This window comes from Mesorhizobium sp. (genome assembly GCF_004963255.1).
In the GTDB taxonomy this organism is placed as follows: domain Bacteria; phylum Pseudomonadota; class Alphaproteobacteria; order Rhizobiales; family Rhizobiaceae; genus Mesorhizobium.
On the sequence record NZ_SUGA01000004.1, the window covers coordinates 93,631 to 106,162 of the forward strand.

The following is a 12,532-nucleotide window of genomic DNA, read 5'->3' on the forward strand; positions in this document are numbered from 1 at the left end:
ACAGCCAAACCGTTGACGCAGCGGCATTTTTCGATTCGGCCTTCTTTGTGGCGCAGGCATGAACGGCGGTTAATGTTGCATTGCACAATTTGCATTGCTGCCATGCGCCAACGGCACTTTTAAACCGATATGATCCCACTTATTTTCTGTTCGTACACAAACGGAATGATCCGAACTAAAGACGAAACGAGAACTACCATGAACCTGATCCGCAACTACCGCAACTGGCGCCGCTACCGGGAAACCGTTTCCGAGCTGAACCGCCTGTCGAACCGTGAACTGACCGACCTCGGCATCAGCCGCAGCGACATCCACTACGTCGCCCGCAAGGCGGTCTAATCCGCTTCGGACCGCAAATGGTCCGAACCAGTTTTGAAGAGAGTTAAGACAATGAACCTGATCCGTAGCTACCGTAACTGGCGCGTTTATCGCGAGACGGTTTCCGAGCTGGGTCGGCTTTCGAACCGTCAGCTCCATGATCTCGGCATCGTTCGCGACGAGATCAAGATGGTCGCCCGCAAGGCGATCTAAGCAAGGAATTTCGCCAGGGTCGACCTCCTCCCCGACCCTGACGAATGAGGTCAACCTTCACCTCCTCCCGAGGGTTGGCCACCGAAACGGCGCCCGCCGGACCTCCTCCCCCGGCGGGCGTTGTTCAGAAGCGAAGATCGTTCGTCTTCGAAGGTTTCGCCCTTCTAAAAAGGCGAAAGAGATTTCGTCAAAGCCGACCTCCTCCCCGGCGATGACGAATTAGGTCGATCTTCACCTCCTCCCGAGGATCGACCCCCAAAACGACACCCGCCGGACCTCCTCCCCCGGCGGGTGTTGTTGTTTTTGGCGCCAGCTTCTCGCCGTCGCCGCCCGGCAATTGCAATCGGGCCGCCAAGCGATTATTCCGGCGCTCATGAACAAAAATCCCGTACACGTCATCGGCGGCGGCCTCGCCGGATCCGAGGCGGCATGGCAAATCGCCGAGGCCGGCGTTCCCGTCATACTGCACGAGATGCGCCCGGTGCGCGGCACCGACGCGCACAAGACCGATGGTCTGGCCGAGCTCGTCTGCTCGAACTCTTTCCGATCCGACGATGCCGAAAACAACGCGGTCGGCCTGCTGCATGCCGAAATGCGGCTGGCCGGCTCGCTGATCATGAGCTCCGGCGATGCCAACCAGGTTCCCGCCGGCGGCGCGCTGGCCGTCGACCGCGACCGGTTTTCCGACGCGGTCACCGCGAAGATCGAAGCGCATCCGCGGATCACCATCCAGCGCGAGGAAGTGCCTGGGCTCCCGCCGGCGGACTGGGACCAGGCGATCATCGCCACCGGTCCTCTGACGGCGCCGTCGCTGGCGCAGTCGATCGCCGAGGCAACCGGAGCCGACGCGCTTGCCTTCTTCGACGCCATCGCGCCGATCGTGCATTTCGACACGATCGACATGGACACGGCCTGGTTCCAGTCGCGCTACGACAAGGTCGGCCCCGGCGGCAACGGCAAGGACTACATCAACTGCCCGATGGACAAGGACCAGTATTTCGCCTTCGTCCAGGCGCTGCTGGAAGGCCAGAAAACCGAGTTCAAAGAGTGGGAAGGCACACCCTATTTCGACGGCTGCCTGCCGATCGAGGTGATGGCCGAGCGCGGCGTCGAGACCCTGCGCTACGGCCCGATGAAGCCGATGGGCCTGACCAACGCCCACAATCCCTCGGTAAAAGCCTATGCGGTGGTGCAGCTCCGTCAGGACAATGCGCTGGGCACGCTCTACAACATGGTCGGTTTCCAGACGAAGCTGAAGCATGCCGAGCAGGTGAGCATCTTCCGCACCATTCCCGGGCTCGAGAATGCCGAGTTCGCCCGCCTCGGCGGCCTGCACCGGAACACCTACATCAACTCGCCGACGCTGCTCGACCCCTCGCTGCAGCTGAAATCGCGGCCGGGCCTGCGCTTTGCCGGCCAGATCACCGGCTGCGAAGGCTATGTGGAAAGCGCCGCGATCGGCCTGCTCGCCGGCCGCTTCGCCGCCGCCGAGCGGCTCGGCCACGCGCCCGCGCTGCCGCCGGCGACCACCGCCTTCGGCGCGCTGCTCAACCACATCACCGGCGGGCATATCGTGTCGGACGATGAGCCCGGCAAGCGCTCCTTCCAGCCAATGAACGTCAATTTCGGCCTTTTCCCGCCGGTCGAAGCGCCGAAGACCGACGGCAAGCGCCTGCGCGGCAAGGACAAGACCGTCGCCAAACGTCATGCGATCACGGCGAGAGCGCTGGCCGATTGCCGCGAGTGGTTGGGACAGGCTCCCCGAACGGAAGCGGCAGCTTGATCTGTGGCTGACGTCTCGCGTCCGCCACAGCTTTTGCGACCGGGCTACGAGACCAGCGACGAACCCTTCACCGGCGACTGCGGACCGCTGCGAACGAAGTTGCCTGCGATACTTTGACCAAGGAACGCTTCCCCCATACGGTCTCATGGTGTATCACCCGGGACTTATGGGGCGAAGGGCGGTATAATGTCGGGCGTCGTCTTGGACGAAACAAATTTGTCGAGTGAGATCTTCGACGGCGAAGTCGTTGCGGTGAACTTTGCGACTGGCAAGTATTACGGCATGAAGGGAAGCGCGCAGCTCATCTGGGAGATGTTGCGCGAACCCGTCGATCCCGCCATGATCGAGACAGCGTTGAGGACGGGTTATCCCAACCTGGACGACGACGACGTTGCCTCAGTGCAACGTTTCCTCGACCTCCTCGTGGAGGAAGGCATACTTCAGCCGGCCTCGCCGATCGCATCGCCGAAGCTACCCGACATTTCCGGCCGTGCATCGTTCGTAAGGCCGGAGCTAGAGATCCACACGGACTTGCAGGAGTTGATCGTCCTCGACCCCATCCATGACGTGGATCCGAGCGGTGGATGGCCACTGCGGCGGGAATTGGGGGACAGCTGATCCGAATGGTCCGAGCCGCCGTCGATTCCCGTACGGCGCCTGCAGCATTCGTCCGCCGCGTCATTGCCGACGCGAGTTTCCGGTGGTCCGAATCCGGCGCTGAGCATTGCTTTCGCCTTGGCGGGTTGACGCTGAGGCTGCGCACATGCGGAAGCGCGCTCGATCCGGTCATCCTGCCGGTTCTACGCCATGCGCAAACAAGGTCAGCCATAGCGGGAGACCGCTCGATCACTGTCTACGCCGTCTCGCATGAGGATGACGGCTTCGCGGCTCCGCCTGCCGAATGGCCCTTTGAAGCGGACGAGGCCAACGCTGTCACCCGGACCGCATGGGACACCGCGGCCGGCGTCGCGATCGTATCCGACGAGAGCCGCGGAATCTGGCATCTGCACGACCTGTCCGCCGGCACCGGCGTGTATTGGGTCAGAGCCGCTGCCCGGCTGCCGGCCTGGGAATATGGGTCTCCGCTGCGCCACCACATCCATTGGGGCGCGTTGGCAATGGGCCATGCGATGCTTCATTCCGCCGTTGTCGGCGAAAATGGCGTGGGCGTGATGCTTGCCGGTCCGGGGGGTTCCGGCAAATCGACGCTGACGGCGGCCGCGATCTCCGTCGGGATGCAGACCACGGGCGATGACTTTATCCTAGTGTCGCAGTCTGGGGCAGACTGGCGGAGCCACTCGCTTTTCGACACCATGAAACTCATTGGAATGGCGGAGACCCTCTTCAGCGGGCTTGCCGCGCAAGCGGTGAACCGGGACCGTCGCCCGGAAGAAAAGGCGCTCATCCCGATCAGCACGACGATACAGGATGCGCTAGTCCCGCAAATCGCGGTGAAGGCGCTTGTCTCCTGCAAACTCACCGGCGAAGATGCTTCGATAATCCGTCCCGCTTCCCGGTTCGAGATGATCCGTGCCCTCTTGCCGAGCACGTCGAAAATCTTGCGGACCGCTCACGACGAGACATTCCAGCAGGTCGCTAGTCTGTCGCGCTCGCTTCCCTGCCATGAGTTCCTGATCGGCAATGATCCGGTGGAAGCGACAACTGTGCTGCAAGAGTTCCTGCGGGAACTGAGAGCATGAGCGACATCCCAAAGATCAGCGTCATCATGCCGGTGCGAAATGGCGAGAAATATATCGCCGACGCGCTGAAAACCGTATTCGACCAAGCGTGGCCGGTGCAGGAAATCCTGGTGATCGACGACGGCTCGACCGATCGCTCGCGCGAGGTCGTCGAGTCCCTGGCTTCGCGTTTCCCGGCGATCCGTGTCCTCGACGGACCGCGGCGCGGCCCGGGGCCAGCGCGAAACGTCGCCCTGCGGATCGCTGGCGGCGAATTCATCGGCTTCCTGGATTGCGATGACCTCTGGCCGGCCGACAAGTTGTCGCTGCATCTCGCACGCTTTGCCCGAACACCTCATATGGATGTCGTTTCCGGCTTCGTCAGCTATTTCGACCGACAAATGACGGATGCGCCCGCACCCGATCCGGCGGCGATAACAGACGAACTTTTCCATGTTCATCTGGGTGCAACCCTTTATCGCCGGACAGTCTTCGAGCGGGTGGGGATATTCGACGAGAACTTCCTTTATTCCGAAGACGTCGACCTCATGCTCCGGATCCGCGAAGCAGAAATTCCGATGACGATCCTCAATGCGGTGACCCTGTGCTACCGTCGGCATGCAGAGTCGATGACAAGCACCTATACGGCAGAGGAGAAGCGCGACTTCAACCGCGCCCTGATGCAGTCGCTCATTCGTCGGCGCAAGAGCGGCAACGCAAGACCGTTGCCTCCGTTCAAGCATCTGATGGAGGAGTGAGTGGAAACGCCGTTTTTCAGCGTCATCATTCCTGCGTGGAACGCGTCCGCCACGCTTCATGAGACGCTCGACAGCATCGCGGAACAGAATGACCTTTCGCCGAGGGAAGTCATCGTCGTCGATGACGGTTCGAGCGACCGCACGGTCGAGGTCGCTCAGGACCATTCATCCCACCCGCGCATAATCAGGAAAGCCAATGGCGGAGCGCCGTCCGCATTCAATGTCGGCATAAAGGCCGCCACCGGCGCGGTTCTCGCATTCCTGGATGCCGACGACCTCTGGATGCCCGACAAGCTGGCCCTGCAGCGGGCCGCGCTGGATTCGGATCCCTCGCTCGACGCCGTGCTGGGCCACAGCGAAACCTTCGAAAGCCCGGAATACCCAGCCGAAGCCTTTGACTCTCTCCACTATAAGAAAGGCCGCTATCCGGGCTATCTCGCGAGTTCGCTTGCGGTGCGGCGAGCCGCTGTCGAACGGCTCGACATCCTGTTCGATGAAAGCCTGCGCACTGGCTCCTTCATAGATTGGTACCGCAGGGCTATTGCCGCGGGTATGAAAATGACCATGCTGGACGAGACGGTTCATCGACGTCGTATTCGACCAGGCACTTTGTCCAGAAGGGTTGCCGTCGCCGGCAGCGCACCGGCCGGCATGGCATCCGACTTTCTTGAAATCGCTCGCCGGGCGATCATGGCCAAGAGGGGTGATGATGAAGGAGAGAGAGGGGGGCAATGAATTGGCCTCTCTGGTACCCATCTCTTGATCGCGCCTGGCCCGCTGGCGATCACGAGCGCCTCCTGCTGGCCGCCGTGCACGTCGATCCGGTGGCGGCCGAAAGGGAACTGCGCGCCTGGATCGGCACGCACGACCTGGACGATTGCACGTTCAGCGAGCAGCGGTTGATTCTCGCCACCTGGAACAGGCTTGGACCCGGTTTGAGGGATCTGCCGGATGCGCCGAGGCTTGCCGGGCTTCAACGGATGCTATGGACGCGAACCATGCTTCTGATGAGGGAGTGCCAACCGGCATTCGCGGCGCTGGCTGTGGCGAACGTGCCGATGATGCTCATCAAGGGAGCCGCGCGTGCCGCTGATCCCGTTGGACGGGGTGGGCGCTCGTTCCACGACCTCGATATCGTGGTCCCGAGGAACCGGCTGGGCGATGCCTTGGGCGCGTTCATTGAACTGGGCTGGGAGCCGTCGAGCGGTTCCAGCGCCATGCGCATGCTGACCCTGGCAGGACGGCTGCGCAGCGTCAATCTTCACAAGGGCCGCTACGGCGACATCGATCTTCACGGCTGCATCTTTCGTCCGGGCCAGGGCAGCCCCGCCGACGACGGCCGGGTCTGGGCGCGGGCCAGATCGGTGGATTTCAATTCGGTGGCCTGCGGGTTGCCGGTCCGGGAAGACCTGGCGGTGATCGCCATCGCCAATGGCGGTCTCGATGCCCATGCCAACAGCGACTGGCTGGTCGATCTGTCCCGCCTCATCGTTGAACCCGGCTTCGATTGGAGGCTGTTTTCCGACGAAGTTCTCGCCCGCGACATTGCGGTGCCGGCATTGATCGCGCTTGGCTGGTTAAAAGCGCGGGCAGGCTATGCGATTGATGCAGAGGCGATGAGACGCTTCGAGGCGGCCCTGCCCGGGCCGATGGCCGCGTGGATGGCTTTCGTTCAAGCAAGGCCCAGGCAAAGCGAGACTCCCGCCGGTGCCGCCCTTCGTTGGCTTGCAAAGACGCGTCGCAAGTCGCTTGAGCTGGCCCAGTCCGAACCACGCGGCGAACAGAAACCGAGACCGCGCCTGAAGACGAAATTCCGCAGGGGTTTGCCTGCAGGCCACGGCGTGCTGCGCGCCGATCTGCCTCTCCCCGCTTCCGATCGCGCCGGCATTCTGCGCTTGCACATCCGATTGCCGGCGTCGGTGAAATGGCGGCGTCTCGCCTTCGAGATCAACAGCGACGCCGGGCATGTTGCCGCCTTTCATGTGCGCCCGAAGCTTCCCCGCGCGGGCACCGCATTGGAGGTGTTTTGCGAGATCCAGCTTGACACTCTCCCTGGCGCGACAAGGGTCTGGCTTGAAAGCCGGCCGCTGCGATCCGCACGAATGCTGACGGAGGAGAACGCCGCGCGTTACGCCGCGCCTCGCTTTTGGCTGGTCAGCTCGGAATTTCGTCCCGACGCACCTCCGGAGGCGCTCATCGACGGCATTACCCGCGAAGACCCCGCAAACGGGACGCGATGAAAGCCTTGCTGATCCAGTCGGAGGCACGGAGACTTGGCTGTCCCCGAATATGATATCGCGCGCATCGCGGCAGCGCCCTCGCCTCGCGATGACTATTCCGCCGGCTCGGCACGCGCTGGCGGCAATCCCGGCTTGCCTGCTTGGGAAGGATTTCGCCTGACATAGGCCGCCTTCAGCGTTTCCGACGTGTCGCGCGAGCCGTCATGACTCCAGCCGGGCGGCTGGATGAGATAATTCAACCTCTGGCCAAGCGTCAACCCCGGCGCCAGCGCGTCCTTGAACATGCCGATCCATTCGTGGAACGCCACCTTCAGCGGGTTGAAGGTGCCGATGTTCTTGACGATGCCGTAGCGCGGCCGGTCTTCCTCCAACTCCTCGACGAAGGTGCCGAACATGCGGTCCCAGATGATCAGCGTGCCGGCATAATTGGCGTCGAGATAGCGCGGATTGGTGGCGTGGTGGACGCGGTGGTGCGAGGGCGTGTTGAAGACGAACTCGAACCAGCCCCACATCTTGCCGATCGTCTCGGTGTGGATCCAGAACTGCCAGACCAGGTTGAAGCCGAAGACGAAGGCGATCACCGCCGGATGGAAGCCGGCGAGCACCAGCGGCGCCTGCAGGATGAAGGTGAAGGTGAACAGTCCGGTCCAGCTTTGTCTCAGCGCTGTCGAGAGATTGTAGTGCTGGCTGGAGTGATGGTTGACATGCTCGGCCCACACCCAGCGCACGCGGTGCGCTATGCGGTGATAAACATAATAGCGCAAGTCATCGAGCAGGAAGGCAGCGACGAACACCCAGATCGACAGGCCGAGATTGAAGAAGCGGAATTGCCACAGCCACAGCAGCGCCCAATAGGACAGGACGCCGAGCAGCAGGCCGGCGACGACATTGCCGGTCCCCATCATCAGGCTGGTCAGCGTGTCGCGCGTCTCGAATGATCCCTTGGCGCGGCCGGTGCGCACCAGCCAGAGCTCGATCAGGATCGCCGCGACGAAGAAAGGAATCGCAAGCTGGGTGACCTGCGGGAAATTATACTCGTCCATCACGCCGCCTCCCGGATCCAATCGCTGGTCTGCAGGGCCGCCGCCACGGCTCGCGCATCGGCTTCGCCGTCAAAGACGAACCTGCCGCCCTTCCATGTGAAATCGTTGAGCCGCAGCGACACCACATTCCCTTCCCTCGTAAGCGCCAGAATGTCGTGCGGCGTGACGATGCGCGTGAGAAAACAGTCGCCGATGCTCTGGACGATGCCGCAGCGTTGCGGGCCTAGGTCAAGAAACGCGGCATGATTGTCGGCGGTCAGCCGCACAGCTCCAGGCTTCTCATCGGGAAAATCCTCGGCAAAGCGTGCGAGCGCCTGATCCGCGCCGGCAAGCTTCGCGGTTGTCGTGCCGCCGGTGAAATGCACGGCCGCGACGGACAATGCGATGCCGAACGCGACTAGGACGACCAGGACTGGCAGGCTCATGGAAACGCGGCTCCTCCGGCGGCCCGCATTTCTTTGACGCGGGTCCACGCGACAGAACCCCTAGCACGATTGACGTTTACGTCAAAGGGGCCTCCAACCCCGCATCGCGTGACGCAGGAGCAGCCAGTGCCGGCGCAGGATGGAAAGCGTCGCCGTGGCGTTGAGTGGCGACCTGCCAGCGGCCTCCATCTTGTCGAGATAGGCGCGGGTCAGCGCCAACGGCAGGAAGGCCGGCCGCAACGAAACGGGAAGCGCCGCCGCACCTTTCTCGAACGCGTTGAGATGCTCCCGCGCCAGCGCGATCATCGCCGCAACCGCGCGCTCGGCGGCAGCCCCGCCCTCTCCCTTGATGAACTCTTCCGGCGTCGTGCCGGCTGCCGCGAGGATGTCTGCGGGCACAAAGCACTGGCCGCGTCGGCGGTGCAGCGGTAGCAGAAGCAGCAGGCCGGTGATGGCCTGGGCGCAACCAGCCCGGCCGGCCAGTTCGGCAAAGCTTGGCGCCGCCACCGGATCGAGCACCATGGCCGCAAGCTGGATCAGGGCCGCGGCCGTTTCGCCGCAATAGCCCTCGAGATCGGTCCGCGACGGCATTGGATCGTCATAGAGATCGAAGATCCGCGCCTCGAGCATGTTCTCGAAAGCAGCCTTCGGCAGATGGTGGGCGGCGATCGTCGCGCGCAACGCATCGGCGGTCGGGTGGCCTGTGCCGGCATCCCCGTCGGCCGCGATGACGTCTCGCCACCATTGCAGCCTGACCTCACCTGGCAGCGGCTCATGGATGCGATCGCGCACGCTGGCGATCTCGGCATTGAAGGCGTAGAGCGCAAGCAGCGCGTCGCGCTTGTCGGCCGGCGCATAGAGCGCCGACAAATAGCGGTCATGGTCGGCGGCGCGCACCGCGTCCATGACGATGTCGCCATTGTTGACGATGTCGGGCGTGCCGGCCATTCAGTCGACGGCGATCAGCGCGGCGGCCACGGCGCGGTCTTCGGCCAGCAGCACATTGTAGGTCCGCACCGCAGCGCCGGTCGACATCGGGTCGGCGGAGATTCCGGCCTCCTTGAGCGCGGCGCGCAGCGCCGCCGGCAGCGGCCGCAAATCCTTGCCCATGCCGACCAGCAGTATCTCCACGCGTTCAGCTTCGGCGAGCAACTTGTCGAAGTCCGAGGCCTTCAGCGCCAGCGGATCGGCCGGCTCCCAGCCATGGATGCCCGACGGCAGCACAAGCAGCGATCCGCGATGCGACATGTCGGCAAAGCGGAAGCCACCGTTGCCATAGGCTTCGATCGCCGCCTTGCCGGGGAAATGCGCCTCGCGGATGATGATGCCTTTGGCCATGGGACGAGAGCGTGACAATCCGGCTCTAGAGCATGATCCCGAAAAAAGGGAACCGGTTTTCGGAAAAGATCACGCTCCAACAAAAGGTTAGATCAGCAGGACGGTTCAACGAAACGTCCTCCTGATCCGGTAATATCAGGTCGTCAGGGCCTTGCCGTTCACCGGCTTCTTCTCCTCTTCGGTCGCGGCCTGCGGCCGCAACCGGAACAGGATCAGCAGCGGCGCGGCGATGAAGATCGACGAGTAGGTGCCGAACACCACACCGAACAGCATCGCCAGCGTGAAGGAGCGGATCACTTCGCCGCCGAACAGCACCAGCGCCAAGAGCGCCAGCGATGTCGTAACCGACGTCAACGTGGTTCTGGACAGCGTCTCGTTGATGGCGTTGTTCAAGAGCTGCGGCAGCGGCATCTTCTTGTATTTTCGTAGATCCTCGCGGACGCGGTCATAAACCACGATCGTGTCGTTCAGCGAATAGCCGATGATGGTCAGGATCGCCGCCAGCGACGACTGGTTGAACTCCAGCCCGGTCAGGACGAAGAAGCCGATCGTCATGACCACGTCGTGGACCGTCGCCACGATGGCTCCGACCGCGAACTGCCATTCGAAACGGAACCAAACATAGAGCAGGATGCCGACCAGCGCGATCAGCATGGCGATCGTGCCCTGCTTGGCAAGCTCGCCCGATACCGTCGGGCCGACCACTTCAACGCGACGGAAATCATACTGGTCCTGCAGTTCGCCCCGCACCTTATCGATAACGGTCTGCTCGGCATTCTCGCCGGCATCCTGCGTGCCAACGCGGATCAAGACATCGTTCGGCGCGCCGAACTGCTGCACCTGGATCTCACCGATGTTGAGCTCGGACAACCGGTTGCGGATGTCGCCGAGGTCGGCGTCGCCCTGCTTCGCCTGCACCTCGATAATCGAGCCGCCCTTGAAGTCGATGCCGTAATTGATGTCGATGGTCAGGAAGCCGACGACCGAAAGCACCGACAACAGGCTGGACAGAGCGAAGGTCCAGCGGCGGATGCCCATGAACGGGATTTTCGTGCCCGGCGGAATGAACGTGACCGGCGCGCGCGGCAATTCCTTGGGGCGCGCGCGGCGCAGCCAGATCGCAACCAGCATGCGGGTGAAGGTGAAGGCGGTGAACACCGTGGTCAGAATGCCGATCGCATAGGTGACGGCAAAGCCTTTGACCGGGCCGGTGCCGAGGAAAAACAGCACGACGGTCGCGATCAGCGATGTGACGTTGGAATCGACGATGGTCGCCAGCGCCTTGGAGAAGCCGGTGTCGATCGCCTGAATGACTGAGCGGCCGTTTCGTCGCTCCTCGCGGATGCGCTCATAGATCAGGACGTTGGAGTCCACCGCCATGCCGATGGTGAGCACGATACCGGCGATACCCGGCAACGTCAGCGTGGCGCCGAGCAGCGATAGCGCGCCGACGATCATCGCCACGTGCACAGCCAAGGCGATGTTGGCGATAAAGCCGAGGAAGCCATAGGCGACGAACATGAAGGCAACGACGAGGATCGAGCCGATCACGCCCGCCACCTTGCCGGCGTGGATCGAGTCCTGGCCGAGGCCCGGGCCGACTGTGCGCTCTTCGATGATGGTCAATTTCGCCGGCAAGGCGCCGGCGCGCAGCAGGACGGCGAGGTCGTTGGCGCTCTCTGCCGTGAAGTTGCCCGAAATCTGCCCCGTGCCGCCAAGGATAGGTTCACGGATGACCGGCGCGGAGATGACTTGATTGTCCAGCACGATCGCAAAAGGTTTGCCGACATTCTGCTGGGTCGCCTGGCCGAACCGCGTCGCCCCGCGGGAATTGAAGGTGAACGAAACGACCGGCTCGTTGGTCTGCGAGTTATAGGTTGGCGTCGCATTCGACAGGTCTTCGCCCGACACGATGACGCGGTTTTCGACCAGATAAGGAACGGGAGGATCATCCTGTGAGTAAAGAACGGAGTCGCCGGGCGGCGGTCGATTTTTCATCGCGTCCTGGACCGGCACCGACGTATCGACCATCTGGAAGGTCAGCTTGGCGGTCTGGCCGATGATATCCTTGAGCCTTTGCGGATTTTGCAGTCCGGGCACCTGAACCAGAATGCGATCGTCACCCTGCCGCTGCACGATCGGTTCCGTGGTGCCGAGCGCGTTGACGCGCCGCTCCACCACCTCGATCGCTTGTGATAACGCCGTCGATGTGCGGTACTTGATACCCGCATCCGTGACAGTGAACTTCAGCAACCCGGGCTCGGAATCATCGAGCGTCATCGACTGGACGGAACCACCGCTAAAGAGCCCGGCCGTGACCGGGTTGGTTATCGGCTTCAATGCATTCTTTGCGGCGTCGACCTGGCTCGGATCGTTGATGCGCACCTGCACGGTGCGGCCCGTGCCGCCAAGGCCGGTATATTGAATCTTGGCGTCGCGCAGCAGCGTCCTGATCTCGTCGCGCGTCGTCTCCAGTTGATCCTTGATCAGATCGTTCTGGTCCATCTGGAGCAGGATGTGCGAACCGCCCTGAAGGTCGAGGCCGAGCGTCATCTGCCGCTTCGGCACCCAGCTCGGCAATTGCGCCAGCATGCTTGCCGGGAAGAGATTGGGCGCGGCAAGGATCACTGTGACGGCCACGGCGAGCCAGATCAGGATCATCTTCAGGCGCGAGAAATAGAGCATTCGTTCTTATCCGTTCAGGCGTACAAGCGGCAGCGTTCCGCCATCGAGGG

General features: G+C 62.7%; 13 protein-coding genes. 8 read left to right on the plus strand and 5 right to left on the minus strand.

Annotated elements, in window-relative coordinates; translation table 11 throughout:
* The first annotated feature begins 198 nt into the window (after positions 1-198).
* The 8 genes from E5X34_RS07015 (at position 199) to E5X34_RS07050 (ending at position 6,991) form a co-directional block, all read left to right on the plus strand.
* Positions 199-339 (plus strand): DUF1127 domain-containing protein, encoded by a 141-nt coding sequence (locus tag E5X34_RS07015; protein WP_082056373.1) that lies wholly within the window; start codon positions 199-201, stop codon positions 337-339.
* A 51-nt stretch (positions 340-390) separates the two neighbouring features.
* A complete protein-coding gene (locus tag E5X34_RS07020; protein WP_082056374.1) occupies positions 391-531 on the plus strand; it encodes a DUF1127 domain-containing protein in 141 nt (46 codons plus the stop codon).
* A 373-nt stretch (positions 532-904) separates the two neighbouring features.
* On the plus strand, positions 905-2,314 hold the full coding sequence (gene trmFO / locus E5X34_RS07025) for a methylenetetrahydrofolate--tRNA-(uracil(54)-C(5))-methyltransferase (FADH(2)-oxidizing) TrmFO (RefSeq protein ID WP_292562552.1): 1,410 nt from the start codon (positions 905-907) through the stop codon (positions 2,312-2,314).
* Positions 2,315-2,500: 186 nt separating this feature from the next.
* Positions 2,501-2,932: a PqqD family protein gene (locus tag E5X34_RS07030; protein WP_292562554.1), complete on the plus strand. Its 432-nt coding sequence runs from the start codon at positions 2,501-2,503 to the stop codon at positions 2,930-2,932.
* Positions 2,899-4,014 carry a hypothetical protein gene (locus E5X34_RS07035; RefSeq protein ID WP_292562556.1) on the plus strand — a complete coding sequence of 372 codons (1,116 nt, stop codon included), beginning with the start codon at positions 2,899-2,901 and terminating at the stop codon, positions 4,012-4,014. The genes E5X34_RS07030 and E5X34_RS07035 overlap by 34 nt, the downstream gene beginning before the upstream one ends.
* Positions 4,011-4,751 (plus strand): glycosyltransferase family A protein, encoded by a 741-nt coding sequence (locus tag E5X34_RS07040; protein WP_292562558.1) that lies wholly within the window; start codon positions 4,011-4,013, stop codon positions 4,749-4,751. The genes E5X34_RS07035 and E5X34_RS07040 overlap by 4 nt, the downstream gene beginning before the upstream one ends.
* On the plus strand, positions 4,752-5,486 hold the full coding sequence (locus tag E5X34_RS07045) for a glycosyltransferase family A protein (protein WP_292562559.1): 735 nt from the start codon (positions 4,752-4,754) through the stop codon (positions 5,484-5,486). It abuts the gene before it with no gap.
* The gene (locus tag E5X34_RS07050; protein WP_292562561.1) at positions 5,483-6,991 is read left to right on the plus strand and encodes a nucleotidyltransferase family protein; all 1,509 of its coding nucleotides are present in this window, start codon (positions 5,483-5,485) and stop codon (positions 6,989-6,991) included. The genes E5X34_RS07045 and E5X34_RS07050 overlap by 4 nt, the downstream gene beginning before the upstream one ends.
* 92 nt (positions 6,992-7,083) lie before the next feature.
* On the opposite strand, the gene E5X34_RS07055 is transcribed toward E5X34_RS07050, so the two are convergent.
* The 5 genes from E5X34_RS07055 to secDF all read right to left on the minus strand — a co-directional run bounded on the left by E5X34_RS07055 (position 7,084) and on the right by secDF (position 12,482).
* A complete protein-coding gene (locus tag E5X34_RS07055; RefSeq protein WP_292562563.1) occupies positions 7,084-8,034 on the minus strand; it encodes a sterol desaturase family protein in 951 nt (316 codons plus the stop codon).
* Positions 8,034-8,459, minus strand: a complete 426-nt coding sequence (locus tag E5X34_RS07060) for a hypothetical protein (protein WP_292562564.1) — start codon at positions 8,457-8,459, stop codon at positions 8,034-8,036. Before E5X34_RS07060 ends, E5X34_RS07055 begins: the two co-directional genes overlap by 1 nt.
* 81 nt (positions 8,460-8,540) lie before the next feature.
* Positions 8,541-9,389, minus strand: coding sequence for a phytoene/squalene synthase family protein (locus E5X34_RS07065; RefSeq protein ID WP_292562836.1), 849 nt, complete (start codon positions 9,387-9,389; stop codon positions 8,541-8,543).
* Positions 9,390-9,407: 18 nt separating this feature from the next.
* Entirely contained in the window at positions 9,408-9,797 is a 390-nt protein-coding gene (locus E5X34_RS07070) for an Mth938-like domain-containing protein (RefSeq protein ID WP_292562566.1), read from the minus strand.
* Between the two features lie 135 nt (positions 9,798-9,932).
* Positions 9,933-12,482 (minus strand): protein translocase subunit SecDF, encoded by a 2,550-nt coding sequence (gene secDF / locus E5X34_RS07075; RefSeq protein ID WP_292562567.1) that lies wholly within the window; start codon positions 12,480-12,482, stop codon positions 9,933-9,935.
* Between the last annotated feature and the right edge of the window lie 50 nt (positions 12,483-12,532).

What these genes read in the sequence shown, in the direction of transcription:
- E5X34_RS07030 (WP_292562554.1), top strand. Translation starts at nt 2,501, where the DNA reads ATGTCGGGCGTCGTCTTGGACGAAACAAATTTGTCGAGTGAGATCTTC.
- E5X34_RS07070 (WP_292562566.1), bottom strand. Translation starts at nt 9,797, where the DNA reads ATGGCCAAAGGCATCATCATCCGCGAGGCGCATTTCCCCGGCAAGGCG.
- E5X34_RS07020 (WP_082056374.1), top strand. Translation starts at nt 391, where the DNA reads ATGAACCTGATCCGTAGCTACCGTAACTGGCGCGTTTATCGCGAGACG.
- E5X34_RS07015 (WP_082056373.1), top strand. Translation starts at nt 199, where the DNA reads ATGAACCTGATCCGCAACTACCGCAACTGGCGCCGCTACCGGGAAACC.
- E5X34_RS07055 (WP_292562563.1), bottom strand. Translation starts at nt 8,034, where the DNA reads ATGGACGAGTATAATTTCCCGCAGGTCACCCAGCTTGCGATTCCTTTC.
- E5X34_RS07035 (WP_292562556.1), top strand. Translation starts at nt 2,899, where the DNA reads ATGGCCACTGCGGCGGGAATTGGGGGACAGCTGATCCGAATGGTCCGA.
- secDF (WP_292562567.1), bottom strand. Translation starts at nt 12,482, where the DNA reads ATGCTCTATTTCTCGCGCCTGAAGATGATCCTGATCTGGCTCGCCGTG.
- trmFO (WP_292562552.1), top strand. Translation starts at nt 905, where the DNA reads ATGAACAAAAATCCCGTACACGTCATCGGCGGCGGCCTCGCCGGATCC.
- E5X34_RS07050 (WP_292562561.1), top strand. Translation starts at nt 5,483, where the DNA reads ATGAATTGGCCTCTCTGGTACCCATCTCTTGATCGCGCCTGGCCCGCT.
- E5X34_RS07060 (WP_292562564.1), bottom strand. Translation starts at nt 8,459, where the DNA reads ATGAGCCTGCCAGTCCTGGTCGTCCTAGTCGCGTTCGGCATCGCATTG.
- E5X34_RS07040 (WP_292562558.1), top strand. Translation starts at nt 4,011, where the DNA reads ATGAGCGACATCCCAAAGATCAGCGTCATCATGCCGGTGCGAAATGGC.